Genomic DNA, 24,956 nt, shown 5'->3' with positions numbered 1-24,956 from the left:
CCATGTACGGCCTGCGGCCCGCGGTGCACGCGGCCGCGGACCGGCTGCGCGCCGCGGGGCACGAGGTGCACGTACCCGATCTGTACGAGGGGCGGACGGCGGACACCGCCGAGGAGGGCATGGCCCTCAAGGAGGAGATCGGCGGGGACGAGCTGCTGAAGCGGGCGGTGCGGGCCGCGGCGCCCGTCTCGGACCGCGGTCTGGTCTACGCGGGCTTCTCGCTCGGCGGCTCGATCGCGCAGAACCTGGCGCTGGCCGACGACAAGGCGCGCGGGCTGCTCCTGCTGCACGGGACGTCGGACATCGCCGACGACACCACGACCGACGAGCTGCCGGTGCAGCTGCACGTCGCCGACCCCGACCCGTTCGAGCCGCACGACTGGCTGAACGCCTGGTACCTGCGGATGGGGCGGGCCGGGGCCGATGTGGAGGTCTTCCGCTATCCGGGGGCCGGGCACCTGTACACCGACCCGGAGCTGCCGGACTACGACGAGCAGGCCGCCGAGGCCACCTGGCGGGTGGCGCTCGGCTTCCTCGACGAGGTGGGGTAGGACTTTCAGGCCACCGGCTTGTCGGCGCGCTCGACGCGCTGGGTGCCGGAGCGGGTGCGGTAGGACCGGGTCCAGGACGCGGTGGCGTGCGGATCGGCCTTGTCGGAGACGGCGTAGTAGTCCATCTGGGCGCGCTCGGCGGTGACGTCGAGCACGCCGTAGCCGTGGGCGTCCATGTCCAGCCACTTCACATGGCGGTTGGCGGCGCGGAGCGCGGCGGCCGCGGCCAGGGAGATGGTGTGCGCCGGTACGTGGAGCAGATCGTCCAGGTTGTCGGAGCTCACCGAGGTGACCACGAACTCGGTCGCGGCCGAGTCGGAGAGCGGATAGGTAGCGGCCTTCACCGGGACGTCGTTGGCCCAGGCCATGTGGATGTCGCCGGTGAGGAAGACCGTGTTGCCGATGGCGTTCCCGGTGAGGTGGGCGAGCAGCTCGCGCCGGTCGTCGGTGTAGCCGTCCCACTGGTCGGTGTTGATCGCCAGGCCCTCCTTGGGCAGCCCGAGGAGTTCGGCCAGCGGGGCGAGCACCTCGGCGGGGAGCGCGCCGAAGGCGACCGGCGAGATCATCACCGAGTTGCCCACCAGCCGCCAGGTGGTGTCCGAGCCGGAGAGCCCGGACTTGAGCCAGTCGAGCTGGGCGCGCCCGGTGACCGTGCGCTCCGGGTCGTCCACCGCGCCGCTGCCCACGCCCACCTGCTCGGAGCGGAACGAGCGCAGGTCGAGCAGGTGGAGGTCGGCGAGGGTGCCGTAGCGCAGCCGCCGGTAGGTGGTGCCCTCGGTGGAGGGGCGCACCGGCATCCACTCGAAGTACGCCTGCTTGGCGGCGGCGATCCGTGCCGCCCAGGCGCCCTCGGTGCCGGGGGTGTGGTTCTCGGCCCCGCCCGACCAGGCGTCGTTGGCGAACTCGTGGTCGTCCCAGATGGCGATCATCGGCACCGCGGCGTGCAGCGCCTGGAGATCGGCGTCGGTCTTGTATCTGCCGTGCCGGGTGCGGTAGTCGGCGAGCGTGACGATCTCGTGGGTGGGGGCGTGCTGCCGGACGACGTTCTTCTGCTCGGGGTATTCGCCGCTCTGGTACTCGTAGATGTAGTCGCCCAGGTGCAGGACCGCGTCCAGGTCGGTGCGGGCCGCGAGATGGCGGTACGGGGAGAACCAGCCCGCTTCCCAGTTGGCGCAGGAGACCACGCCGAAGCGGATCCCGGGGGCCGCGGCGTCGGCCGCCGGTGCGGTGCGGGTGCGCCCCACGGGGGAGTACGCGCCGCCGTCGGCGCGGAAGCGGTAGAAGTAGCCGGTGGCCGGGCGCAGCCCGCGCACATCGGCCTTGACGGTGTGGTCGGCCGAGGCGGTGGTCTTGGCGGTGCCGTGCGCGACGACCGTACGGAACTCCCGGTCCGTGGCGACCTCCCAGCCGATCTCGACGGCCGGGCCGAGCCCCGAACCGGGCACGGCGTCCGGGGTGGGGGTGACGCGCGTCCACAGCAGGACGCCGTCGGGCAGCGGATCGCCGGAGGCGACGCCGTGCAGGAAGGCGGGTCCGGTGGCGGCGTGGGCGGCCGTCTGGGCGGCCAGCGGCAGCAGGGCGGCGGTGGCCGCTACGGCCGTGACGGCGCTGCGGCGGGATATGTGGTTTTTGGCGTCGGTCACGGCCGACGAGATTACTGGCAAGTAGCCCCGAACGGCAGGGCTTCCGGGGGAAGTTCGCCCATGCGTCGCCGCGGGGTCACCGCCGGGTCGGCGGGCGTGCCCCCGGGGTGTCCACCCGGGGACACGCCCGCGCGGACCGGGCGGTGTCGGTCCCGGCGCTGCGCGGCGGTTACTTCTTGAGGTTCTGCTGGACGAGCGGGGTGAACTGGTCCGGCGTCATCGGCGGGTTGCCGCCGGTCTCCAGCGTCTTGCCGTTGAGCTTGAAGGCCGGGGTGCCGGTGACGCCCTTGGCCTTGTCGAAGGACGCCGACATGGCCAGCGCCCACCGGTCGTACGTGCCCTTCTTCACGGCCTTCTCGAAGGCCGCGTTGTTCTTGAGCTCCTTGACCTGCTGGGCGACGTCGAGCAGCTTCTGGTCATCGGCGAAGGCGTCGTCGGTCTCCGCGGGGTGGTTCTTCGGGGAGTACAGCGCCGCCTTGTAGTCCAGGAAGGCCTGCGGGCTCACGTTGAGCGCCGCGCCGAGCGCGCTCAGGGCGTTCTTCGAGCCGGCGCCGGGCATCTGCTTGTTGTCGTCGAGGAAGGTGCCCATCGTGAACTGCGCCTTGTAGGTGCCGTCCTTGATGTCCTTGAGCACGGTCGGCCCGGTGAACTTCTCGAACTGGGCGCAGACCGGGCAGCGCATGTCCTCGTAGACGTGGAGGGTGTTCTTGGCCTTCTTGTCACCGATGACGACCGTGGTGCCCTGGGCACCGCTGGTGTTGGCGGGCTTCGCCATCGTCTTCTTCTCGGCCGCCGTCCGCCACTTCTGGTTGACGTCGTCGGTGTTCATGTTGGTGACGGCGTAGCCGATGCCGCCCGCTATCGCGAGGACCGCGAGGACCGCGCCGCCCACGAACAGCTGGCGGCGCATCCGCTCCTTCTTGGCCTGGCGCTCACGCTCGGCGCGCAGCCGCTCGCGCGCGGCCTGCTTGTTCTGGCGGCTATTGCGGTTGCTCATGATTGATCGATCTCCGTCGTTCTACGTCGGTCTGTAGTGCGTACGTGGAAGAGAAACGCTGTGCTCAGGCGGCGACTGAGCAGGGCGGTCCACGTCGTACGACGGAGTGCACCAGAAGGGGGAGCGCGGGGGCCAAACGCGCCGGGCGTATCGGCAGCACGGCCGGGGTCCGCGGCCGCAGGGCCGAGGTGACCACGGCGACGGCCAGCAGCAGCGGCCGGAAGGCGAAACCGGCGAGGGCGCCCAGCAGCCGCCCGAGGGCGGCCTCACCGCGGCGCAGCCAGGCCGAGGCGATCAGCCCGATGGCCACGTGGACGGCGAGCAGCAGCCAGGGCGTGGCGGAGCTGACGGCGGCGGACAGGGGAGTGCCGCCCCCCGGATGGGTGATCCCGGCCAGCGGGGTGCCCACGTCACCGCTGCCGCAGAGCAGGTCGACGCCCAGGGAGCGCAGGGGCCCGGCCACGGGGCCGCCGGACTGGCCGTAACAGGCGTCCTGGCCCGTGGTGAAGATCGTGTCGGCGGCCAGTTCCAGCGGGACCAGCAGGGCGGCGATGCCCCAGAAGCTCCGCTCCCGGCCCGCGAGGGCGTAGGCGAGGGCGAAGACGGCCACCGCGAGCACCGCGACCGTGGACAGCGGCAGCGGGACGCGGGAGAGCAGCACATGGGACGCCGAGGACAGGGTGACGCACAGCGCCGTGAAGAGCGCTGCGCGCAGGGCCCTCAGCTGGGGCCCGGTGCCGCCCGTTCCGGCGGTGCCGCCCATGCCGTCCATAAGGTCGGATTGTGCCACGTTCGCCTGTAGGAGTGACATCAAGAGGGGCCATCGGGACCGCGGGGTGTCCCCTGGGGGCCACCCCGCGGAGGGCTCACAGCCCCGGGATGCGGCCGTTGCGGAAGAGGTCCACGAAGATCTGGTGGTCGGTGCGTGCCTGGGCGCCGTAGGTGTGGGCGAAGTCCACCAGCAGCTCCGCGAAGCCGTCCTCGTCGGCGGCGATCACCGCGTCGATGGCGCGCTCGGTGGAGAACGGCACCAGCGAGTGACCGCTCTGGTCGTCGGCGGCGGCGTGCATGGTGGCCGTGGCCCGCCCGAGGTCCGCGATGACCGCCGCGATCTCGGCCGGGTCGTCGATGTCGCCCCAGTCCAGGTCCACCGCGTACGGCGACACCTCGGCGACCAGCTGCCCGGCCCCGTCCAGCTCGGTCCAGCCCAGCCACGGGTCGGCGTGCGCCTGGAGGGCGCGCTGCGAGATCACCGTGCGGTGGCCCTCGTGGTGGAAGTACGCGCGCACCTGCTCGTCGGTGATGTGCCGGGAGACCGCCGGGGTCTGCGCCTGCTTCATGTAGATCACCACATCGTTCTCCAGGGCGTCGCTGTTGCCCTCCAGGAGGATGTTGTACGAGGGCAGCCCGGCGCTGCCGATGCCGATGCCCCGGCGGCCCACGACGTCCTTGACGCGGTAGGAGTCCGGACGCGCGAGACTGGACTCGGGAAGCGTTTCCAGATAGCCGTCGAAGGCGGCCAGCACCTTGTAGCGGGTCGCGGCGTCCAGCTCGATGGAGCCGCCGCCCGCCGAGAAGCGGCGCTCGAAGTCGCGGATCTCGGTCATCGAGTCGAGCAGCCCGAAGCGGGTCAGCGAGCGGGCGACGCGCAGCGCGTCCAGCAGCGGGCCCTCGGCGGTCTCCAGCGTGAAGGGCGGCACCTCGTCGTTCTTGGCGCCGGTGGCCAGGGCGTGGATCCGCTCGCGGTAGGCGGCGGCGTAGATGCGCACCAGCTCGGTGATCTTCTCGTCGCTGAGCGCCTTGGTGTAGCCGATGAGCGCGACGGAGGCGGCGAAGCGCTTGAGGTCCCAGGTGAAGGGGCCGACGTAGGCCTCGTCGAAGTCGTTCACATTGAAGACCAGGCGCCCGTTGGCGTCCATGTAGCTGCCGAAGTTCTCGGCGTGGAGGTCACCGTGGATCCACACCCGGCTGGTGCGGTCGTCCAGGTACGGCCCGCCGGCCCGCTCGCGCTCCACGTCGGAGTAGAACAGGCAGGCCGTGCCGCGGTAGAAGGCGAACGCCGAGGCGGCCATCTTCCGGAATTTCACCCGGAAGGCGGCGGGGTCGGCGGCGAGCAGCTCGCCGAAGGCGGTGTCGAAGACGGCGAGGATGTGCTCGCCGCGCTGTTCCGCCTGGGTCTGCTGGGTCGACATCGCGGAGCGCCTCCTGGGGCATGGGGATTACGGCGTGGTGACTCATACGACAGGGTGTTTTTCGTCCCGTGCGACATACGTTCCGACGCATGCGACGGGACGGAGGATCCCGAGAGGATCAACGCCTGAGGCTACTCGCCCGTGCCCGTCCGCTGTCAGTCCGGAGGGGTAACCTTCGGTCCTGTCCCACCCAGCTGTCATCGACCGTTCGCCGGAGGTCTGCCACCGTGACCAAGCCGCCCTTCACGCACCTGCATGTCCACACCCAGTACTCGCTGCTGGACGGTGCGGCGCGGCTCAAGGACATGTTCAACGCCTGCAACGAGATGGGCATGACGCACATCGCCATGACCGACCATGGCAACCTGCACGGTGCGTATGACTTCTACCAGCAGGCGACGGCCGCCGGGGTCACCCCGATCATCGGCATCGAGGCGTATGTCGCGCCGGAGTCGCGGCGCTACAAGCGACGGGTCCAGTGGGGCCAGCCGCACCAGAAGCGCGATGACGTCTCGGGTTCCGGTGGTTATACCCACAAGACCATCTGGGCGTCGAACAAGACCGGTCTGCACAACCTCTTCCGGCTCTCCTCCGACGCCTATATGGAGGGCTACTTCGTCAAGTGGCCCCGGATGGACAAGGAGACCATCGCCCAGTGGTCCGAAGGGCTGATCGCCTCCACCGGCTGCCCCTCCGGTGAGCTCCAGACCCGGCTGCGGCTCGGCCAGTTCGACGAGGCCCTGAAGGCCGCCTCCGAATACCAGGACATCTTCGGCAAGGACCGTTATTTCCTGGAGCTGATGGACCACGGCATCGAGATCGAGCGCCGGGTCCGGGACGGGCTGCTGGAGATCGGCAAGAAGCTGGGCATCCCGCCGCTGGTCACCAACGACTCGCACTACACCTACTCCCGCGAGTCCGTGGCGCACGACGCGCTGCTGTGCATCCAGACCGGCAAGAACCTCTCCGACCCGGACCGCTTCCGCTTCGACGGCACCGGCTACTACCTGAAGTCCACCGAGGAGATGTACGCCATCGACTCCTCGGACGCCTGGCAGGAGGGCTGCCGCAACACCCTCCTGGTCGCCGAGCAGATCGACAACACCGGCTGGTTCGAGAAGCGCGACCTGATGCCGCGCTTCGACGTGCCCGAGGGGTACACCGAGGTCACCTGGTTCCAGGAGGAGGTCCGCAAGGGGATGGCCCAGCGCTTCCCCGGCGGCGTTCCCGAGGACCGGCAGAAGCTCGCCGAGTACGAGATGGACGTCATCATCCAGATGGGGTTCCCGGGCTACTTCCTCGTGGTCGCCGACTTCATCATGTGGGCCAAGAACAACGGCATCGCGGTGGGCCCGGGCCGAGGCTCGGCGGCCGGTTCGATCGTCTCGTACGCCCTGGGCATCACCGACCTCGACCCGGTCGAGCACGGGCTGATCTTCGAGCGGTTCCTCAACCCCGAGCGCGTCTCCATGCCCGATGTCGACATCGACTTCGACGAGCGCCGGCGCGGTGAGGTCATCCGGTACGTGACGGAGAAGTACGGCGCCGACAAGGTCGCCCAGATCGGTACGTACGGCACGATTAAGGCCAAGAACGCGATCAAGGACTCGGCCCGTGTGCTGGGCTACCCGTACGCGATGGGCGACCGCATCACCAAGGCCATGCCCGCCGACGTCCTCGGCAAGGGCATCCCGCTGTCCGGCATCACCGACGAGAAGCACCCCCGCTACAGCGAGGCGGGCGAGGTGCGCGGGATGTACGAGAACGAGCCGGACGTGAAGAAGGTCATCGACACCGCGCGCGGTATCGAAGGCCTGGTCCGGCAGATGGGCGTGCACGCCGCGGGCGTGATCATGTCCAGCGAGACGGTGACCGACCACGTCCCGGTGTTCTCGCCGAAGAACGACGGCCAGGTCGTGACCCAGTGGGACTACCCGACCTGTGAGTCGCTGGGCCTGCTGAAGATGGACTTCCTCGGCCTGCGCAACCTCACCATCATGGACGACGCGGTCAAGATGGTCCGCGCCAACAAGGGCGTCGACCTCAAGATGCTCGACCTGTCGCTGGACGACCCCAAGACCTTCGAACTGCTCTGCCGCGGCGACACCCTCGGCGTCTTCCAGTTCGACGGCGGCCCCATGCGCTCCCTGCTGCGCATGATGAAGCCCGACCACTTCGAGGACATTTCCGCCGTCTCGGCCCTCTACCGGCCGGGCCCGATGGGCATGAACTCGCACATCAACTACGCCCTGCGGAAGAACGGCCAGCAGGAGATCACCCCGATCCACCCCGAGCTGGAGGAGCCGCTCAAGGAGGTCCTGGGCATCACCTATGGCCTCATCGTGTACCAGGAGCAGGTGCAGAAGGCCGCCCAGGTGCTCGCGGGGTACTCGCTCGGACAGGCCGACCTGCTGCGCCGTGCGATGGGCAAGAAGAAGCAGGAGGTCCTGGACAAGGAGTTCGTGCCCTTCCAGAAGGGCTGCCGGGAGCGCGGCTACTCCGACGAGGCCATCCAGGCGGTGTGGGACGTGCTGGTCCCGTTCGCCGGATACGCGTTCAACAAGGCGCACTCCTCCGCGTACGGCCTGGTCACCTACTGGACCGCGTACCTCAAGGCCAACTACCCCGCCGAGTACATGGCGGCGCTGCTGACCTCGGTCCGTGACGACAAGGACAAGTCGGCGGTCTACCTCAACGAGTGCCGCCGCATGGGCATCAAGGTGCTCACGCCGAACGTCAACGAGTCCGAGGCCAACTTCACCGCCCAGGGTGACGACGTGATCCTCTTCGGCCTGACGGCGGTCCGCAACGTCGGTCAGAACGTGGTGGACGCGATCATCCGCGGTCGCAAGTCCAAGGGGAAGTACAGCTCGTTCCCCGACTACCTGGACAAGGTCGAGGCGGTCGTCTGCAACAAGCGCACCACGGAATCGCTCATCAAGGCGGGCGCCTTCGACGAGATGGGCCACACCCGCAAGGGCCTCACCGCGCACTACGAAACGATGATCGACAACGTGGTGGCGGTGAAGCGCAAGGAGGCCGAGGGGCAGTTCGACCTCTTCGGCGGCATGGGCGGCGAGAGCGGCGACGGGGAGGCGCCGGGCTTCGGGCTCGACATCGAGTTCTCCGACGTCGAGTGGGACAAGGCGTATCTGCTCGCCCAGGAGCGCGAGATGCTCGGCCTCTACGTCTCCGACCACCCGCTCTTCGGCATCGAGCACGTCCTCAACGACAAGGCGGACGCCGCCATCTCCCAGCTCACCGGCGGTGAGCACGCGGACGGCGCGATCGTCACCATCGGCGGCATCATCTCCGGCCTCCAGCGCAAGATGACCAAGCAGGGCAACGCCTGGGCCATCGCGACCGTCGAGGACCTGGCCGGGTCCATCGAGTGCATGTTCTTCCCGGCCACGTATCAGCTGGTCTCCACCCAGCTCATCGAGGACGCCGTCGTCTTCGTCAAGGGCCGCCTCGACAAGCGCGAGGACGTTCCGCGGCTGGTCGCCATGGAGCTGATGGTCCCCGACCTGTCCGAGGCGGGCGCCAACGCCCCCGTGACGATCACCATTCCGACCGTCAAGGTCACCCCGCCGCTGGTCGAGAAGCTGGGCGAGGTGCTGACCCACCACCGCGGTTCGACCGAGGTGCGGATCAAGCTGCAAGGGGCGCGCAAGACCACCGTGCTGCGGCTCGACCGGCACCGGGTCACCCCCGACCCGGCGCTCTTCGGCGACCTCAAGGTGCTGCTGGGAGCCTCCTGCCTGGCAGGCTGAGCACCAGGCCATGAACAGTTGAGGGGCGCGCCCGGCAGCCGGGCGCGCCCCTCAACGGGTTCTGGACGGCGGGTCAGTTGTGGCCGAAACTCTTCTGGCGGCCCTTGCGCGCCGTCGAGGGGGTGCCCTCCGGCGGCATCTGCGGGGACTGCGCCTCCATCGAGGACTGCTGCGACTGGTCGGCCTGACCGCGGTTCTGCTGTTGCTGCTGCTTGCGATCGCGGTTCTTGTTCTTACCCATGGTGGTGTGCCTCCAGTTGGGATCAGCCCCCGGGAAGAACAGTGACACGCCTTGGTGACCCGTGCATTTCGGGCAATTACCGTGAGTGAGAAGGGCGCTCTTGCCGAGGAGGCCGTATCCGCCACGCCGGTGATCCAGTTCGGACTGATAACCCCCGTACGGTCGGGCAGACTCGAAGGGAGGACCAAGAGGACCGAGAGATCCGGGGCACGGCTGTGTCGGGGGGCGACCGACGACTGGACTTCAGGAAAGAGGGTGGAACGTGGACCGCTGCGTCGTCCTGGTGGACGCCGGCTATCTGCTGGGCGCCGCCGCGAGCCTGCTGGCCGGGGAGCCCGCCCGCTCCCGCATCTCCGTCGACCACGCGACCCTGATCCAGGGCCTGCGGGAGCGCGCCGAGGCCGAGACCGAGCGCCCGCTGCTGCGCATCTACTGGTTCGACGGCGCCCCCGACCGCGTACCGCAGCCCGAGCACCGGCGGCTGCGCGTGATGCCCCGCGTCACCGTCCGGCTCGGCGCGCTCACCCGCAGCGACGGCCGCTGGGCGCAGAAGGGCGTGGACGCCGCCATGCACGCCGAGCTGACCGAGCTGGCCCGCAACCGCGCCTGCTCCGACATCGTGCTCGTCACCGGCGACGGCGACCTGCTGCCCGGGCTGATGTCCGCCAAGGAACACGGCGTCGCCGTCCACCTGTGGGCCGTCCAGGCCGCCGACGGCGACTACAACCAGTCCGAGGACCTGGTCGCCGAGGCCGACGAGCGGCGCGTCCTGGACCGGGCGTGGATCACCGGCGCGGTGCGCGCCAAGGAGCTTCCCGGGCCCTGCGCCCCCACCACCGAGCCGCGCCCCGAGATCGCCGCCATCCTCGCCGCCCCGCTGCCGGAGACCGCCGCCGCGGCAGCCGCGGCGGCAGCGGCCGAATCGCCCGGCACGCACAACGGCACGGCGCGCCCCGCCGCGGGTGCCCCGGGCGCCGCCCCCGCCGCGGCCGGGCCGGACGCCCGGACGGCGCCCGGCCCGGACCCCGCCGCCACGCCGGACGCCACGGCCGCGGGCGGGGCCAAGGGCGTGCCGACCCCGAAGGACCTCGCGGGCCTGGGCCGCGGGCCCGGCAGCCCCGCCGCATCGCACCCGGCCCCCAGCGCCACCCTCCGCTGGTCCTCCGACAAGGGCTGGGTCGACCGCGGCCCGGGCTCCGGAGTGGGCGAGCCGCCGGAGACCGCCAATCTGCCCATGCTGGCCCAGCTCACCAGCGCCGAGCAGCGCTGGGCCGACCGCGAGGAGGACATCACCGCGGTCAGCGGCGACCCGTTCGAGGTCGGCCAGGTCTTCGCCCGCCGCTGGACCGAGCGGCTCTCCGACGCGGGCCACCTCCACCAGCTGTCGACGGAGTACCCGCGCATCCCGCACCGCATCGACGGCGAGCTGCTGCGCTACGCCGCCCGCTTCGGCCTGCTCGCCCACAAGGACGACCAGATCGACGAGCACGACCGCTATGCGATCCGGGCCGGGTTCTGGCGCGAGATCGACGTCCGCACCGCCGCCGAGCACGCCCCCGCGGGAGAGTAGGCCGGGCCCCCCGCGGACGGCACCGGGTGTTTGGGCGCGTACCCTCATAGCTCGTGAGGACGGGCGCGAAACAGGCGACGGCAGGCGATGTGGTGTGCACCGTGCGCGGCCTGGTCAAGACCTATCCCGCGGCGCGTGGCCGCCGCGGTGCGCCCGCCACGCCCGCGGTGCGGGCCAGCGACGGCATCGACCTGGACGTGGCGCGCGGTGAGGTGTTCGGGCTGCTCGGGCCCAACGGCGCCGGGAAGTCGACCCTCGTACGCCAGCTCACCGGCCTGCTGCGGCCCGACGAGGGCCAGGTCCGGGTGCTCGGCCACGACCTCGTACGCCACCCCGAGCGCGCCTCCCGCCTCCTCGGCTACCTGGGCCAGGACTCCACCGCGCTGGACGAGCTGACCGTCGCGCTCGCCGCCGAGACCACCGCGCGGCTGCGCGGGCTCGACGCGCGCGCCGCCCGTGCCGAGCGGGACGCGGTGATCGAGGAGCTGGGACTCGCCGGGCTCGCCGGGCGGCCGCTCAAGAAGCTCTCCGGCGGCCAGCGCCGACTGGCCTGCGTCGCCGCCGCCCTGGTGGGGGAGCGGCCGCTGCTGGTGCTGGACGAGCCGACCACGGGGATGGACCCGGTGGCGCGGCGCGCCGTCTGGGCCGCCGTGGACCGGCGGCGGGCCGAGCGCGGGGTGACCGTGCTGCTCGTGACGCACAACGTCATCGAGGCCGAGACCGTGCTCGACCGGGTCGCGGTGCTCGACCGGGGCCGGGTCATCGCCTGCGACACCCCCGCCGGGCTCAAGGCGATGGTCGCGGACGAGGTGCGGGTGGACCTGGTGTGGCGCGCCGAGGCGCCGCTGCACATCCCCGGGGTCGCCGCGCTGCGGGACGCCGCGCACGCCTCCGGGCGGCGTTGGACGCTGCGGCTGCCCCCGGACGCGGCGCGCGCCGCGATCGCCACAGTGACCGGCGGGCCCGCCTTCGCCGCGCTGGACGACTTCACCCTCGCCACGCCCAGCCTGGAGGACGTGTACGTGGCGCTGGGCGGCCGTACGGACGGCGCGGAGGGGCTGGTGAAGACATGAGGGACCGTATGAGGGGACGGCATGCGGTGAACGCGACCGTGATCATGTCCGTAACCAAGCCCGTGACCAAGCCAGACGGAAGAGGAGCAGCGCAGACGTGAGTGTCGTGCCCGCGCAGGCCATGCCCGGCATGCCGAAGGCCGGTGCGCCGGTCGAGGAGGCCGGTGGCGCCGTGCCCCGGCCAGCCGGCGCCGCCCCCGCCCCGCTCGTGGCCCCGGCGCCGCTCGCGGCCTCCGCGCGGCTGCTGCCCGCGCTGGTCGCGGTCTACCGGGCGCAGCTGTCGCGGGCGCGGGTGGCCCGGATCCCGCTGCTGTTCGTGGCGACGTTCCAGTCCGTCGGGATCATGGTCCTGATGCGCGGCGTGGTGGACGAGGGCGGCAGCGCGGCGCGGTCCGTGGTGGCCGGGTCGAGCGTGCTCGTCGTGGCCTTCGTGGCGCTCAATCTGCTCGCGCAGTACTTCGGCCAGCTCCGCGCGAGCGGCGGGCTCGACCACTACGCGACGCTGCCGGTGCCGCCCGCCGCGGTGGTGCTCGGCGCGGCCGCCGCGTACGCCTCCTTCACCGTGCCGGGGACGGCCGTCACCGCGGTCGTCGGCAGCGCGCTGTTCCAGCTGCCGATGGGCCACCTGTGGGTGCTCGCCGCGGTGATCCCGCTCTCCGGCGCCGCGCTCGCGGGGCTGGGCGCGGCCCTCGGGCTGCTCGCGCCGCGCCAGGAACTGGCCACGCTGCTGGGGCAGTTGGGGATGTCGGCCGCGCTGCTGCTGGGGGTGCTGCCCGCCGACCGGATGCCGGAGGTAGTGTCGTACGCGCGTGATCTGCTGCCGTCGACGTACGGTGTGGAGGCCCTGGCCCGGTCCTTCGACGGCCAGCCCGACTGGCTGGCGGTCTGCGCCGACCTCGGGGTGTGCGCGGGGGTGGCCGTGGTGTCGCTTGCCGCCGCGACCTGGGCCTATCGCCGGGCAGCCGTGCGGTGACGCGCCGCAGCGGACGTCCCGCCGACCGAAGTACGCCGTCCACCTGGCACGATGACGGAGTGACCGCACCGTTGACGCCACATGAACAGCCCTCGCCGCACGACGACGCCGAGCACGGGCAGCCCGCACCGGGCGAACCGGCCGCGCAGGGTCCGCAGGGGCATCCCGATCCGTATCCCGCCGAGGAGTCCGAGCACGCCGAGCACTCCGAACCGGGGGAGGAGCTGCGGGCCGAGCTGGTACAGGCGTCCGTGGCGGCGATCGCGGTGGCGGTCGCGGGCGTGCTGCTCGGGCTGCTCTGGCTGTGGCTGGCGCCCCGGGTGTCGCTGATCTCGGACGGCAAGGCCGTCTATCTGAAGGACACCGAGGGTGAGAACGCGATCGGCGCGGACGGGGTGTTCGTGCTGGCCGCCCTGGCCTTCGGCCTCGTCTCGGCGGGGCTGACCTTCCTGTTCTGCCGCCGCGGCGGGGTCGCCCTGGTGGTCGGGCTGGCGATCGGCGGCGTCCTCGGCTCGGTGATCGCCTGGCGGCTGGGCGTCTGGCTCGGGCCGTCCACGGACGTCGTGACGCACGCCCGGCAGGTCGGCAAGGGCGTCGCGTTCGACGCCCCGCTGAAGCTGAACGCGAAGGGCGCGCTGCTGACGTGGTCGGTGGCCGCGATGGTCGTGCACCTGGCCCTGACCGGTCTCTTCGGCCCCCGCGACGAGGAGCCGGAGACCTACTACCAGACCACGACCGCCGCGTAAGCGACAGCGGCAGCGGCAACTCCGCCGCCAGCGGGGTGTCCCCCTACGGCGTGTCGAACCGCGCGATCGGTGCCACCACCGCGTCCGTCAGTGACGCCAGGTCCTTCGGGGACAGCTCGACCTCCAGGCCGCGGCGGCCCGCCGAGACGCAGACCGTCTCATGGTCGTCGGCGGAGGCGTCCAGCGCGGTCGGCAGGCGCTTGCGCTGGCCGAGCGGGGAGATGCCGCCGCGGACGTAGCCCGTGGTGCGCTCGGCCGCCGCCGGGTCCGCCATGGTGGCGCGCTTGCCGCCGACCGCGGCGGCGAGCGCCTTGAGGTCGAGCGAGGCCGATACGGGCACGATGGCGACCGTGAGGCGGTCGTCGACGCTCGCGATGAGGGTCTTGAACACCCGGCCCGGATCCACGCCCAGCGCCTGCGCGGCCTCCTCGCCGTACGAGGGGGCGGCGGGGTCGTGGTCGTAGGAGCGCACGGTGAAGGCCGTGCCCGCCGCGGTGAGGGCGGTGGTGGCGGGAGTTCCGGTGCTTCCGGAGGAGTTCTTCTTGGTCTTCTTCGCCATGTCCGATGCGTGCAGTTGAGGTGGCGTCAGTTGGGGCTGGTGGGGCGGCGGGTCAGGTCGACGGCGGGCAGCGACGGGAGCTTACCGATGACCGCGCTCTCGGAGCGCAGCATTTTCAGCTCCTCGGCCAGCCGGCTCGCCGTATCGGGCGCCTGGAGCAGCCGCTGCTTGGCCGGGGTGTCGAGCACGGCGGCGGCCGCGACCAGGTAGGAGAGCACCGAGGGCTCGCCCGGCAGGTCCTGTTCGGTGGCGAGGGTGCGCTCCCGGGCGCCCGCGAGCCGCTTCTGGTAGGTGCGGAACGCCCGTACCACCCCGGAGGCCAGCGCTCCGGCGCCGTCGCCCGGCTCCTCCTCCAGCTCGTTGACCTCGCCCACCAGATAGGGGCCCGTGGAGTCCACGGACAGCAGCTCGAAGCGGGTGGTGCCGGTGGCCAGCACCTCGAAGGTGCCGTCCTCCTGCTCCCGGATGGTGGCCGCGTCCGCGACACAGCCCACCCCGTAGAACGACTTGGCCGGGTCCGGGCCGAAGCCCGCCGCCGGGCCCCGGTCGGGGGCGGGCGCCGACTCCGGGAGGCCGATCGCACTGGGCGCGACCTCGTGACCGTCCCTGATGGCGATCACTCCGAACCGGCGCGGGGCGTCCTCGGGAAGCGCCGAAAGATCGCGCATCAGGGAGCGGTACCGCTGTTCGAAGACGTTCAGGGGCATGACGAGCCCCGGGAACAGCACCGTGTTCAGCGGGAAGAGCGGAAGGCGCGCGGAGGTCACGGGGCGTAAGCCTAATGGCCCCACGCGCGTCTCTTCACTGGCGGCGGCCGGAGCCGGTCACTGGCGGCGCAGCAGCCGGGACGCACCGGCCGCGACGGTGGTGGCCAGTACCCAGCCGAGCAGGATCATCACGATGGACGCCCACTGGACCGCGCCCGCGGGTTTCCAGTAGCCGTCCTGGCCCAGGTTGATGACCGGGATCAGCAGATCGAGCGTATAGAGCGAGGCGTTCCAGTACGGCGTTTCCCCCGGTTTGATGGCGTCCGGTCTGTTGCGCGCGAAGAACACCGAGCCGACGGCCCACAGCACCGCCATCCACACCGCGGCCCGGCCGGGCCGGTAGCCGTAGGCCACGGTCCAGTCCTGGAGGTAGCCCCACATCTTCCCGGCGAGCGGCAGCGTTTCGCGCCGCCGCCGCTGCTTGGCGAGCAGCACCTCGCGCGCGTCGGCGTCCTCGCCGCTGGCCCGCATCGTGTTGGCGAGCATCTCGTACGGCTCGGGCGCGTACTCGGGGGTCGCGGCGGCCACCCACTCCAGCCGCCGGGACAGCGGGAAGTGACCGCGCGGGATCAGGTTCTCGTAGGAGAAGCCCGCCATGGTCAGCCCGCCGGGGCCGGGCCAGCTCACCGACTTGTCGACCAGGTTGACCACCTTGGCGCCGGACAGGATCACCCGGCCGCGCTGCGGCCGCTCGCCCAGGAACCGCAGCTCGGGCGTCTGCACCCGGCGCAGCGACAGCTCCTGGTCGTTCTCCATGACGAAGCGGGCCTGGTCGAAGTCGATGGCGTCGCCGATCCGCCCGTCGTCCAGCCGGATCCCGCCCTCGCATTCGAAGCGCTGGATGCGGGTGCCGCGGGTCGGCGTGCTGGTGGTGCCGTACGGGGGTGTCGAACCGCTGGAGTAGGTGCTGACCCCGCCCGCGGTGAGGTAGAGGCTGCGCTCGACGGTCAGCTGCGGCGCGTTCAGCGCCCGTCGCCCGTACGGATTGCGCAGCCGACTGCCGCGCAGGCTGAGCGACACGCCGATCTGGGCGCCGCGCAGACTGATCTCGCCGTACGACTCGATCATGTCGGCCTGGAAGTCCTGGGCCACGGTCAGCCCGTCGGCCGTGATCGACATGCCGCGGCGGTCGCGGCGCACGATCAGCTGGTTCAGCAGTAAATCGGTGCCGATGTGGGCGTCGGTGAGCCGGATGCCGTGGTCGACCACGCAGCGCGGCAGATGCAGATCTCCCTCGGTGCTCAGCCGCGCCGCCTCCAGCCGGGGGAGCGAGCAGCCCACCAGGCGGAGGGTGGTGAAGTTCGACTCGGGGAGCAGCACCTCCCGCTCGAAGCGGCAGTTCTTCAGCTCCACGTACGGGTCGATGCTGCCGCCGGCCAGGTCGAGGGTGCCGGTGATGTGCACCCCGTTGAGCTTGAGCGCGGCCACCCGGCCCGGCTGGGCGGGCGGCCCGTCGAGCAGCAGCAGGGCGACGACACGCGCGCGCACACTGCGCTCCGGGCCCCAGGCGTACGGGCCGGAGGGGTCGTTCCGCTGGGGGTGGGAGGTGCGCAGATCGTGCGTACTGCCGTTGCGGAACGCCTGCCACATGCCCCACTCGGCGGTGGTCAGGTCCAGTCCCGGGGGAGGATCGCCGTCGTGTGGCTCGGTCACAGCCGTGTGCCTCCTGTCCTCCGTACCCCCGTACGGATCCCCATTCCCGCTGAGTAACCGCTTGAACGCCAACGGTCAGGATCAACTTAGGGGGTCCGTATCACTCACTGATACGGGGGGCGGGGCGTCGGAGCACGTCTGAGACAATTGATCGCGTGATCTCCCGTATCGATCTGCGCGGCGCCGCCTTCCCCGAGGGCGGGATCGACCGCGACCTGCTGCCCCGTGCCGAGCTGGACGTCGAGGCCGCCCTGGAGAAGGTGCGGCCCATCTGCGACGACGTGCGCCATCGCGGCACCGCTGCACTGATCGAGTACGCGCATCGCTTCGACGGCGTGACCATGGAGCGGGTGCGGGTGCCCGCCGAGGCCCTCACCCGCGCCCTGGAGGAGCTGGACCCGGCCGTGCGCGCGGCCCTGGAGGAGTCCATCCGGCGGGCCCGGCTGGTCCACCGGGAGCAGCGGCGCGCCGACCACACCACGCAGGTCGTGCCGGGCGGCACGGTCACCGAGCGCTGGGTGCCCGTCGAGCGCGTCGGGCTGTACGCACCGGGCGGGCGGTCCGTCTACCCGTCGTCCGTGGTGATGAACGTGGTGCCCGCGCAGGAGGCCGGGGTCGCCTCGATGGCCGTCGCCTCCCCGCCGCAGGCCGAGTTCGGCGGGCTGCCGCACCCCACCATCCTGGCGGCCTGCGCGCTGCTCGGCGTCGACGAGGTGTACGCGGCGGGCGGCGCCCAGGCGGTCGCCATGTTCGCGTACGGCACCGAGGAGTGCCGTCCGGCCTCCATGGTCACCGGGCCCGGCAACATCTGGGTCGCCGCCGCCAAGCGGCTGCTCAAGGGCCGTATCGGCATCGACGCCGAGGCCGGGCCGACCGAGATCGCGATCCTCGCCGACGCCACCGCCGACCCGGTGCACGTCGCCGCGGACCTGATCAGCCAGGCCGAGCACGACCCGCTGGCCGCCTCGGTGCTGGTCACCGACTCCGAGGAACTGGCCGCGACGGTCGAGAAGGAGCTGGAGACCCAGGTCGCGGCCACCAAGCACGTCGAGGACCGCATCGCCCCCGCGCTGGCCGGGCGGCAGTCCGGCATCGTGCTGGTCGACGGCCTCGAACAGGGCCTCGCGGTGGTCGACGCGTACGCCGCCGAGCACCTGGAGATCCAGACCGAGGACGCGGCGGCGGTCGCGGCCCGGGTGCGCAACGCCGGGGCGATCTTCGTCGGCCCGTACGCACCGGTGTCGCTCGGCGACTACGCGGCGGGCTCGAACCACGTCCTGCCCACCGGCGGCTGCGCCTGCCACTCCTCCGGCCTGTCGGTGCAGTCCTTCCTGCGCGGCATCCACGTCGTGGACTACACCCGCGAGGCGCTGGCCGAGGTCGCGGGCCACGTGGTGACGCTCGCCGACGCGGAGGATCTGCCCGCGCACGGCGCGGCGGTGAAGGCACGGTTCGACTGGAAGGTACCTGGGAGCAAGTGACCGGGATCGACGATCTCCCCATCCGGGACGAGCTGCGCGGCAAGTCCCCGTACGGCGCGCCGCAGCTGGACGTCCCCGTGCGGCTGAACACCAACGAGAACCCGTATCCGCTGCCCGAGCCGCTGGTGGAGCGGATCGCGGAGCGGGTCGCCGAGGCGGCCCGCCAGCTCAACCGCTACCCGGACCGGGACGCGGTCGAGCTGCGCACCGAGCTGGCCCGCTACCTCACCCGTACGGCGGGTCTCGCCGTGGGCCCCGAGCAGGTGTGGGCGGCCAACGGCTCCAACGAGGTGCTCCAGCAGCTGCTCCAGACCTTCGGCGGCCCCGGGCGCACCGCGATCGGCTTCGAGCCCTCGTACTCGATGCACGCGCTGATCTCGCGCGGCACCGGCACCGGCTGGATCTCCGGCCCGCGGAACGACGACTTCACCATCGATGTCGAGGCCGCCCGCCGGGCGATCGCCGAGCGCAAGCCCGACGTCGTCTTCATCACCTCGCCGAACAACCCGACCGGCACCGCCGTCGAGGCCGACACGGTGCTCGCGCTGTACGAGGCGGCGCAGGCCGCCAAGCCGTCGCTGGTGGTGGTGGACGAGGCGTACGCCGAGTTCAGCCACCGCCCGTCGCTGCTGCCGCTGATCGAGGGCCGGCCGCATCTGGTGCTCTCCCGGACGATGTCCAAGGCGTTCGGCGCCGCCGGGCTGCGGCTCGGCTACCTGGCCGCCGACCCCGCCGTGGTCGACGCCGTCCAGCTGGTGCGGCTGCCGTACCACCTGTCCGCCGTCACCCAGGCCACTGCGCTGGCCGCCCTGGAGCACACCGATACGCTGCTCGGGTACGTCGACGCGCTCAAGACCGAGCGCGACCGGCTGGTGCGGGAGCTGCGCGCCATTGGCTGCGACGTGACCGACTCGGACGCCAACTTCGTCCAGTTCGGACGCTTCGAGGACGCCCATGCGGCCTGGCAGACCCTGCTGGACCACGGCGTCCTGGTCCGGGACAACGGCGTACCGGGCCGGCTGCGGGTCACCGCGGGCACCCCGACCGAGAACGACGCGTTCCTCGACGCGGTTCGCGAGCTGATGAAGGAGAAGAGCGCATGACCCGCGTGGGACGCGTGGAGCGCACGACCAAGGAGACCTCGGTCGTCGTCGAGATCGACCTCGACGGCACCGGCCAGGTCGATGTGTCGACAGGTGTCGGCTTCTACGACCACATGCTCGACCAGCTCGGCCGCCACGGCCTCTTCGACCTCACGGTCAAGACCGAGGGTGATCTGCACATCGACACCCACCACACGATCGAGGACACCGCCCTCGCGCTCGGTGCCGCCTTCAAGCAGGCGCTCGGCGACAAGATGGGCATCTACCGCTTCGGCAACTGCACCGTGCCGCTCGACGAGTCGCTGGCCCAGGTGACCGTCGACCTCTCCGGCCGCCCGTACCTCGTGCACACCGAGCCGGAGAACATCGCGCCGATGATCGGCACCTACGACACCACGATGACGCGGCACATCCTGGAGTCCTTCGTCGCCCAGGCGCAGGTCGCCCTGCACGTCCACGTGCCCTACGGGCGCAACGCGCACCACATCGTGGAGTGCCAGTTCAAGGCGCTCGCCCGGGCGCTGCGGTACGCGAGCGAGCGCGACCCGCGCGCCGCCGGAATCCTCCCCTCCACGAAGGGCGCCCTCTGAATGAACGGGCTGTCGACCGTTTTCATCCTGCTCGGGCTGTTCCTTCTCGGCGGAGTCATCTCCTTCGCCAAGCAGGGGCTGCCCAAGGGCGTGATCGTCCTGCTGGGAGTGGGCGCCACGATGTCGCTGCTGGCCGGGATCCTGCGGCTGGAGGTCTGGAATTGAGCAGCTCCGCTGGTAACGGTGCGAAGAAGATCATCGTCTTCGACTACGGCTTCGGTAACGTCCGCTCCGCCGAACGGGCCCTCGCCCACGTCGGCGCGGACGTCGAGATCAGCCGCGACTACGACAAGGCCATGGCCGCCGACGGCCTCCTCGTCCCCGGCGTCGGCGCCTTCGGCGCCTGCATGAAGGGGCTGCGCGAGGCGCGCGGCGACTGGATCGTGGGCCGCCGGCTGGCCGGCGGCCGCCCGGTCATGGGCATCTGCGTCGGCATGCAGATCCTCTTCGGCCGCGGCATCGAGCACGGCGTCGAGGCCGAGGGCCTGGACGAATGGCCCGGCACCGTCGAACCGCTGCGCGCCCCCGTCGTCCCCCACATGGGCTGGAACACGGTCACCGCGCCCGGCGACTCGCGGCTCTTCGCGGGACTGGACAAGGAGGAGCGCTACTACTTCGTGCACTCCTACGCCGTCCGCACCTGGGAGCTGGAGGTCGCCAACCCGCACATGCCCGGCCCCAAGGTCAGCTGGACGACGCACGGCGAGCCGTTCGTGGCCGCCGTGGAGAACGGCCCGCTGTGGGCCACCCAGTTCCACCCCGAGAAGTCCGGCGACGCCGGGGCCCGCCTGCTGCGCAACTGGCTCGACACGCTCTGACCGGCCCGCCCCGCCCGTACCCGCCCGCCCCGTACGCACCGTAAGGTTCCCGCATGCCAACGCACCGCCTCGAACTCCTCCCCGCCGTCGACGTCCGCGACGGCCAGGCCGTCCGCCTCGTCCATGGCGAGTCCGGCTCCGAGACGTCGTACGGCGACCCGATGGAGGCCGCCCTCGCCTGGCAGCGGGCCGGCGCCGAGTGGCTGCACCTGGTGGACCTCGACGCCGCCTTCGGCACTGGCGACAACCGCGAGCAGATCGCCCAGGTGGCCCGCGCCATGGACCTCAAGGTCGAGCTGTCCGGCGGCATCCGCGACGACGCCTCGCTGACCGCGGCCCTCGCCACCGGTTGCACCCGCGTCAACCTCGGCACCGCCGCCCTGGAGACCCCCGAGTGGGTGGCCAAGGTCATCGCCGAGCACGGCGACAAGATCGCCGTCGGCCTCGACGTCCGCGGCACCACCCTGCGCGGCCGCGGCTGGACCCGCGACGGCGGCGACCTGTACGAAACCCTCGCCCGCCTCGACTCCGAGGGCTGCGCCCGCTACGTCGTCACCGACATCGCCAAGGACGGCACCCTCCAGGGCCCCAACCTGGAGCTGCTGCGCAACGTGTGCGCCGCCACCGACAAGCCCGTCGTCGCCTCCGGCGGCGTTTCCTCGCTCGACGACCTGCGCGCCCTTGCGACCCTGGTACCGGAAGGTGTCGAGGGCGCCATCGTGGGCAAGGCGCTCTACGCCAAGGCATTCACCTTGGAAGAGGCGTTGGAGGCGGTATCCGCATGACCTCACCCGAAAGCTCGGCCGAGAAGACCCCGCGGCGCGTGCAGACCGGCAGCCCCTGGGAGGAGAGCATCGGCTTCGCCCGGGCCGTCGCGGCCGGGGACCTGGTGATCGTCTCCGGGACCATGCCGCTCGCGGACCGCGGCGTACTGGAGGGCGAGGGCGACCCGTACGAGCAGACGCACGCCGCCTTCGGCCACGCCCTGGACGCGCTGAAGGAGTTCGGCCTGGGCGTCGAATCCGTCATCCGCACCCGCATGTACCTCACCCACGCCCGCGACGTGGACGAGGCGGGCCGCGCCCACAAGGAGATCTTCGACGCCGTACGCCCGGCCGCGACCCTCGTCGTGGTGTCCGGCTTCGTCGACTCGCGCGTGCTGGTGGAAGTCGAACTGGAAGCATTCCGAGGAGCCCGAGCGTCATGACCCTGGCGGTCCGAGTCATCCCCTGCCTGGACGTGGACAACGGCCGGGTCGTCAAGGGCGTCAACTTCCAGAACCTGCGGGACGCCGGTGACCCCGTCGAAATGGCCCGGATCTACGGCCGGGAGGGCGCCGACGAGCTGACCTTCCTCGACATCACCGCCTCCTCCGGCGACCGCGAGACCACCTACGACGTGGTGCGCCGCACCGCCGAGCAGGTCTTCATCCCGCTGACCGTGGGCGGCGGCGTCCGCACCACCGAGGACGTCGACAAGCTGCTGCGCGCCGGAGCCGACAAGGTCGGCGTCAACACCGCCGCCATCGCCCGGCCCGAGCTGATCCGCGAGATCGCCGAGCGGTTCGGCAGCCAGGTGCTGGTCCTGTCGGTCGACGCCCGCCGTTGCCCTTCCGGAGCGGAAACGGAATCCGGCTACGAGGTCACCACCCACGGCGGCCGCCGCGGCACCGGCATCGACGCCGTGGAGTGGGCCCACCGCGCGGCCGAGCTGGGCGCCGGGGAGATCCTGCTCAACTCGATGGACGCGGACGGCACCAAGGACGGCTACGACACCGCGATGATCGAAGCGGTGCGCAAGCACGTCACCATCCCCGTCATCGCCAGCGGCGGCGCGGGCAAGCTCGCCGACTTCCCCCCGGCGGTCGAGGCGGGCGCGGACGCGGTGCTGGCCGCCTCCGTCTTCCACTTCGGCGACCTGCGCATCAGCGAGGTCAAGGGCGCGCTGCGGGACGCGGGGCACCCGGTCCGCTGAGGTACACGCGCACGGCGGGGGATCACCGGACGGAGATCCCCCGCTTCATGCTCTGATCACTTGGTGGCGGGCCGCTCGCGGTAGTGGTCGACGATCCCGTGCTTCAGAAGGGCGTACTCCGCCAGGACGTCGCCCTTCTTGCCCGCCGCGAAGTCCTTCGTCCGGTATTCGCGCTCACCGAGGTAGGCGAGGCTGTCCCGGTCAAAGATCCACTCGTTCGCGACCCACGTCCGCTTGTCGACGCGGGCGATGCCGAACCCGTGGCGGCCCGCCGCGTCCACCGCGTCCTCCTGCCGCGTCACCCCGGGGATCTTCGCGGCGGCCTTGTACAGCGCTGCGGCGTTCTCCGGCGGCATCACGTCGCCCAGCAACCGACCGATCTGCTCGAAGACGGCCTGCGCCTTCTCCTGGCCGTCCTCCGCTTCGGTCATCCGGTACAGCTCCTTGAGCAGGACGTCCGGGTCGGTCGGCAGGGACGCCAGCCACTGGTACGTGGGGCGGTCGATGCCCGCGGGAGACCCTCCCAATTCGTACATCGGGGCGTAGCCCTCGTCATCGTGCGTCTCGCCGATCTTGTGGATTCGCTTCACCTGCTGTGACTTCCAGACCTCGTGCTCGCCCCGCGGGTCCAGCTTGGAGGCGCCGTCCTCCGTCATCTCGGCCCCGGCCCCGACGCTCTTGACGTAGACGAACTGATCCTGGCGCACCGGCCGGACGTCCGACTTCGCCGCGGTGCCCGCGAGCCGGTCGAGCAGGACGGTGGCGGTCTCGTGGGGCCGGGCGGAGGCGTCGCCGGACGCACCGCCGCCCCCGGTGAAGGTGACGGCCAGCGCCCCGGCCAGCGCCAGCGCCGCGGCGGGCATCAGCACAGCCGGGCGCAGCAGCCGCGGCCGGGCCTTCGGGGCGGCAGCGTTCTTCTGGTGGTCGGCGGTGTCATCGATCAGCTGCATCAAACGGTCCTTGTGGTGGAGGTACGGAGCGGAGGGCACGTCCCGCTCTCCCGGTACGGGAGGAAGCAGCCGGGCGAGTTCCTCGCACGCGGTGTCCTCGTACGCGGCGTCCTCGCGCTCGGGCCTCATCGGGCGTCCTCCTGAAACTCCTGAAACGGCAGGGCCGCGAACGCGGCCTCGCGCTGTACCTCTCCGTGACGATGCGGCGGTTCCGTCTTTTCCCGCTTTTTCTTCTTTTCTTCCATGAGCCGCTGATCGGCGAGCTTGCGCAGCCGGGCGCGGGCCCGGGACAGCCGCGACCGCACCGTCCCCACTGGAATCCCCATCGCCTCGGCCGCCTGCGCGTAGTCCAGCCCCGACCACACGCACAGCGCCAACACCTCCTGCTCCCCGCGCCGCAGACGGCCGTACACCTCGCGCACGGCGGCCAGTTGGCGGGCGTCGTCGATCCGGCCCGCGGCCTCCTCCGCGAAGTCCGCCACCGGTGCGGGCGCGGGACGCCGGGCCAGAAACGCCAGCCGCCGCCCGAGGCCCCGATTGGCGTTGCGCGCCTTGTTCGTCGCCACGCCCAGCAGCCACGGCTTCAACGACCCGTCGCCCGGCTCCAGTTGCTCCCGGCCGCGCCAGGCGTCGAGGAACGTGTCCCCCATCACCTCCTCGGCCGCCGACCAGTCGCCGGTCAGCCGGAAGGCATGGTTGTAGACGGCGCGCGCGTGCTCTTCGTAGAGCTGCGCGAACGCCTCGCGGTCACCCGCCCGTATCCGCTCGCGCAGACCCTCAGTCATGTCGTTTCCACCTCACACCCGTGCCTCTCCGCACGCGGTGGGCGGTTCCCGTGACCTGCGCCACACGGTCACGGGCCGTTCTGCGCCCGGCTATTCGGCCGGGGCCGACGCCGCGTCGATCACCTCGTCCAGGACCTCCCGGGAGCGGATCAGGTCGGCGATCATCCGGTTGATGCGGTCCCGCTCCACGGTGAGGTCGGCGACCAGCCGCCCGCCCGCGATCCGGGACGGGCCGCCGTCCGAGTCCCGCATGCAGGGGAGCAGCTCGGCGATCTTCTCGCTGCACAGCCCCGCGGCGAACAGCTCCTGGATGCGGATCACCCGGTCCACCGCGCCCTCGGCGTACTCGCGATGGCCGCCCGGGGTGCGCTCGGCGTCCATCAGCCCCTGCTTCTCGTAATAGCGCAGCGAGCGCTCGCTGACGCCGGTGCGCCGAGCCAGTTCGCCGATCCGCATTCCCCACCTCGCACGCCGGTCCGGGCTTGAATCTGACACCAATGAGAACTTCTACGGTACC

The 24,956-nt window shown here is 71.5% G+C and carries 25 protein-coding genes; 14 read left to right on the top strand and 11 right to left on the bottom strand.

The features are described 5' to 3' along the window. Positions 1-2 precede the first annotated feature (2 nt). Positions 3-551, top strand: a complete 549-nt coding sequence (locus HYQ63_RS11520) for a dienelactone hydrolase family protein (RefSeq protein WP_373689210.1) — start codon at positions 3-5, stop codon at positions 549-551. 5 nt (positions 552-556) lie between these two features. Here HYQ63_RS11520 and HYQ63_RS11515 read toward each other — a convergent pair whose 3' ends face one another. The 4 genes from HYQ63_RS11515 to HYQ63_RS11500 all read right to left on the bottom strand — a co-directional run bounded on the left by HYQ63_RS11515 (position 557) and on the right by HYQ63_RS11500 (position 5,383). After that, positions 557-2,194 carry an alkaline phosphatase gene (locus HYQ63_RS11515; protein ID WP_179933735.1) on the bottom strand — a complete coding sequence of 546 codons (1,638 nt, stop codon included), beginning with the start codon at positions 2,192-2,194 and terminating at the stop codon, positions 557-559. A gap of 169 nt (positions 2,195-2,363) precedes the next feature. Continuing rightward, positions 2,364-3,191 (bottom strand): thioredoxin domain-containing protein, encoded by an 828-nt coding sequence (locus tag HYQ63_RS11510; protein WP_179933734.1) that lies wholly within the window; start codon positions 3,189-3,191, stop codon positions 2,364-2,366. A gap of 64 nt (positions 3,192-3,255) precedes the next feature. After that, the gene (locus HYQ63_RS11505) at positions 3,256-3,954 is read right to left on the bottom strand and encodes a hypothetical protein (protein WP_179939977.1); all 699 of its coding nucleotides are present in this window, start codon (positions 3,952-3,954) and stop codon (positions 3,256-3,258) included. 103 nt (positions 3,955-4,057) lie between these two features. Next, on the bottom strand, positions 4,058-5,383 hold the full coding sequence (locus tag HYQ63_RS11500) for a DUF2252 domain-containing protein (RefSeq protein WP_179933733.1): 1,326 nt from the start codon (positions 5,381-5,383) through the stop codon (positions 4,058-4,060). Between the two features lie 227 nt (positions 5,384-5,610). On the opposite strand from HYQ63_RS11500, the gene dnaE reads away from it, so the two are divergent. Continuing rightward, positions 5,611-9,156 (top strand): DNA polymerase III subunit alpha, encoded by a 3,546-nt coding sequence (dnaE, locus tag HYQ63_RS11495; protein WP_179933732.1) that lies wholly within the window; start codon positions 5,611-5,613, stop codon positions 9,154-9,156. 73 nt (positions 9,157-9,229) lie between these two features. On the opposite strand, the gene HYQ63_RS11490 is transcribed toward dnaE, so the two are convergent. Continuing rightward, positions 9,230-9,397 (bottom strand): hypothetical protein, encoded by a 168-nt coding sequence (locus tag HYQ63_RS11490; protein WP_179933731.1) that lies wholly within the window; start codon positions 9,395-9,397, stop codon positions 9,230-9,232. Positions 9,398-9,659: 262 nt separating this feature from the next. Here HYQ63_RS11490 and HYQ63_RS11485 point away from each other — a divergent pair, with 262 nt between their 5' ends. The 4 genes from HYQ63_RS11485 (at position 9,660) to HYQ63_RS11470 (ending at position 13,759) form a co-directional block, all read left to right on the top strand. After that, positions 9,660-10,967 carry an NYN domain-containing protein gene (locus tag HYQ63_RS11485; protein WP_179933730.1) on the top strand — a complete coding sequence of 436 codons (1,308 nt, stop codon included), beginning with the start codon at positions 9,660-9,662 and terminating at the stop codon, positions 10,965-10,967. A 53-nt stretch (positions 10,968-11,020) separates the two neighbouring features. Next, positions 11,021-12,040 (top strand): ABC transporter ATP-binding protein, encoded by a 1,020-nt coding sequence (locus tag HYQ63_RS11480; RefSeq protein ID WP_179933729.1) that lies wholly within the window; start codon positions 11,021-11,023, stop codon positions 12,038-12,040. A gap of 130 nt (positions 12,041-12,170) precedes the next feature. Next, positions 12,171-13,013 (top strand): ABC transporter permease, encoded by an 843-nt coding sequence (locus HYQ63_RS11475; protein WP_179939975.1) that lies wholly within the window; start codon positions 12,171-12,173, stop codon positions 13,011-13,013. A 59-nt stretch (positions 13,014-13,072) separates the two neighbouring features. Further along, positions 13,073-13,759: an ABC transporter permease gene (locus HYQ63_RS11470; protein WP_257231799.1), complete on the top strand. Its 687-nt coding sequence runs from the start codon at positions 13,073-13,075 to the stop codon at positions 13,757-13,759. Positions 13,760-13,802: 43 nt separating this feature from the next. Here HYQ63_RS11470 and ybaK read toward each other — a convergent pair whose 3' ends face one another. Genes ybaK through HYQ63_RS11455 form a run of 3 tightly spaced genes read right to left on the bottom strand, consistent with a single transcriptional unit; the run spans position 13,803 to position 16,738 of the window. Next, positions 13,803-14,318: a Cys-tRNA(Pro) deacylase gene (gene ybaK, locus HYQ63_RS11465; RefSeq protein WP_179933728.1), complete on the bottom strand. Its 516-nt coding sequence runs from the start codon at positions 14,316-14,318 to the stop codon at positions 13,803-13,805. A gap of 26 nt (positions 14,319-14,344) precedes the next feature. Further along, the gene (locus HYQ63_RS11460; RefSeq protein ID WP_179933727.1) at positions 14,345-15,085 is read right to left on the bottom strand and encodes an LON peptidase substrate-binding domain-containing protein; all 741 of its coding nucleotides are present in this window, start codon (positions 15,083-15,085) and stop codon (positions 14,345-14,347) included. Positions 15,086-15,142: 57 nt separating this feature from the next. Next, a complete protein-coding gene (locus HYQ63_RS11455; protein WP_179933726.1) occupies positions 15,143-16,738 on the bottom strand; it encodes an oxidoreductase in 1,596 nt (531 codons plus the stop codon). Positions 16,739-16,893: 155 nt separating this feature from the next. Here HYQ63_RS11455 and hisD point away from each other — a divergent pair, with 155 nt between their 5' ends. Genes hisD through hisF form a run of 8 tightly spaced genes read left to right on the top strand, consistent with a single transcriptional unit; the run spans position 16,894 to position 22,704 of the window. Beyond that, a complete protein-coding gene (gene hisD / locus HYQ63_RS11450) occupies positions 16,894-18,219 on the top strand; it encodes a histidinol dehydrogenase (protein ID WP_179933725.1) in 1,326 nt (441 codons plus the stop codon). Continuing rightward, positions 18,216-19,322 (top strand): histidinol-phosphate transaminase, encoded by a 1,107-nt coding sequence (locus HYQ63_RS11445; protein ID WP_179933724.1) that lies wholly within the window; start codon positions 18,216-18,218, stop codon positions 19,320-19,322. Before hisD ends, HYQ63_RS11445 begins: the two co-directional genes overlap by 4 nt. Then, positions 19,319-19,912 carry an imidazoleglycerol-phosphate dehydratase HisB gene (hisB, locus tag HYQ63_RS11440; protein WP_123108135.1) on the top strand — a complete coding sequence of 198 codons (594 nt, stop codon included), beginning with the start codon at positions 19,319-19,321 and terminating at the stop codon, positions 19,910-19,912. Before HYQ63_RS11445 ends, hisB begins: the two co-directional genes overlap by 4 nt. After that, on the top strand, positions 19,913-20,077 hold the full coding sequence (locus HYQ63_RS11435; RefSeq protein ID WP_179933723.1) for a hypothetical protein: 165 nt from the start codon (positions 19,913-19,915) through the stop codon (positions 20,075-20,077). It begins immediately after the preceding gene. After that, positions 20,068-20,730 carry an imidazole glycerol phosphate synthase subunit HisH gene (gene hisH, locus HYQ63_RS11430; protein WP_373689209.1) on the top strand — a complete coding sequence of 221 codons (663 nt, stop codon included), beginning with the start codon at positions 20,068-20,070 and terminating at the stop codon, positions 20,728-20,730. Before HYQ63_RS11435 ends, hisH begins: the two co-directional genes overlap by 10 nt. Positions 20,731-20,783: 53 nt before the next feature. Next, complete coding sequence (gene priA / locus HYQ63_RS11425; protein WP_009718700.1) at positions 20,784-21,515, top strand: bifunctional 1-(5-phosphoribosyl)-5-((5-phosphoribosylamino)methylideneamino)imidazole-4-carboxamide isomerase/phosphoribosylanthranilate isomerase PriA; 732 nt, start codon at positions 20,784-20,786, stop codon at positions 21,513-21,515. Continuing rightward, positions 21,512-21,937, top strand: coding sequence for a RidA family protein (locus tag HYQ63_RS11420; RefSeq protein WP_179933721.1), 426 nt, complete (start codon positions 21,512-21,514; stop codon positions 21,935-21,937). Before priA ends, HYQ63_RS11420 begins: the two co-directional genes overlap by 4 nt. Beyond that, positions 21,934-22,704: an imidazole glycerol phosphate synthase subunit HisF gene (hisF, locus tag HYQ63_RS11415; protein ID WP_179933720.1), complete on the top strand. Its 771-nt coding sequence runs from the start codon at positions 21,934-21,936 to the stop codon at positions 22,702-22,704. The genes HYQ63_RS11420 and hisF overlap by 4 nt, the downstream gene beginning before the upstream one ends. A 56-nt stretch (positions 22,705-22,760) precedes the next feature. Here hisF and HYQ63_RS11410 read toward each other — a convergent pair whose 3' ends face one another. The 3 genes from HYQ63_RS11410 to HYQ63_RS11400 form a co-directional block, all read right to left on the bottom strand. Continuing rightward, positions 22,761-23,783: a CU044_5270 family protein gene (locus HYQ63_RS11410; RefSeq protein ID WP_179933719.1), complete on the bottom strand. Its 1,023-nt coding sequence runs from the start codon at positions 23,781-23,783 to the stop codon at positions 22,761-22,763. After that, complete coding sequence (locus HYQ63_RS11405) at positions 23,780-24,439, bottom strand: RNA polymerase sigma factor (protein ID WP_179933718.1); 660 nt, start codon at positions 24,437-24,439, stop codon at positions 23,780-23,782. The genes HYQ63_RS11410 and HYQ63_RS11405 overlap by 4 nt, the downstream gene beginning before the upstream one ends. 90 nt (positions 24,440-24,529) lie before the next feature. Continuing rightward, positions 24,530-24,895, bottom strand: a complete 366-nt coding sequence (locus HYQ63_RS11400; RefSeq protein ID WP_179933717.1) for a MerR family transcriptional regulator — start codon at positions 24,893-24,895, stop codon at positions 24,530-24,532. Positions 24,896-24,956: the final 61 nt, after the last annotated feature.

The sequence above is a fragment of the Streptomyces sp. Rer75 genome (genome assembly GCF_013414305.1).
Taxonomy (GTDB): Bacteria; Actinomycetota; Actinomycetes; order Streptomycetales; family Streptomycetaceae; genus Streptomyces; species Streptomyces himastatinicus.
Note: the sequence above shows the minus strand (reverse complement) of the source record. Positions and strands in the feature narration are given on the sequence as shown.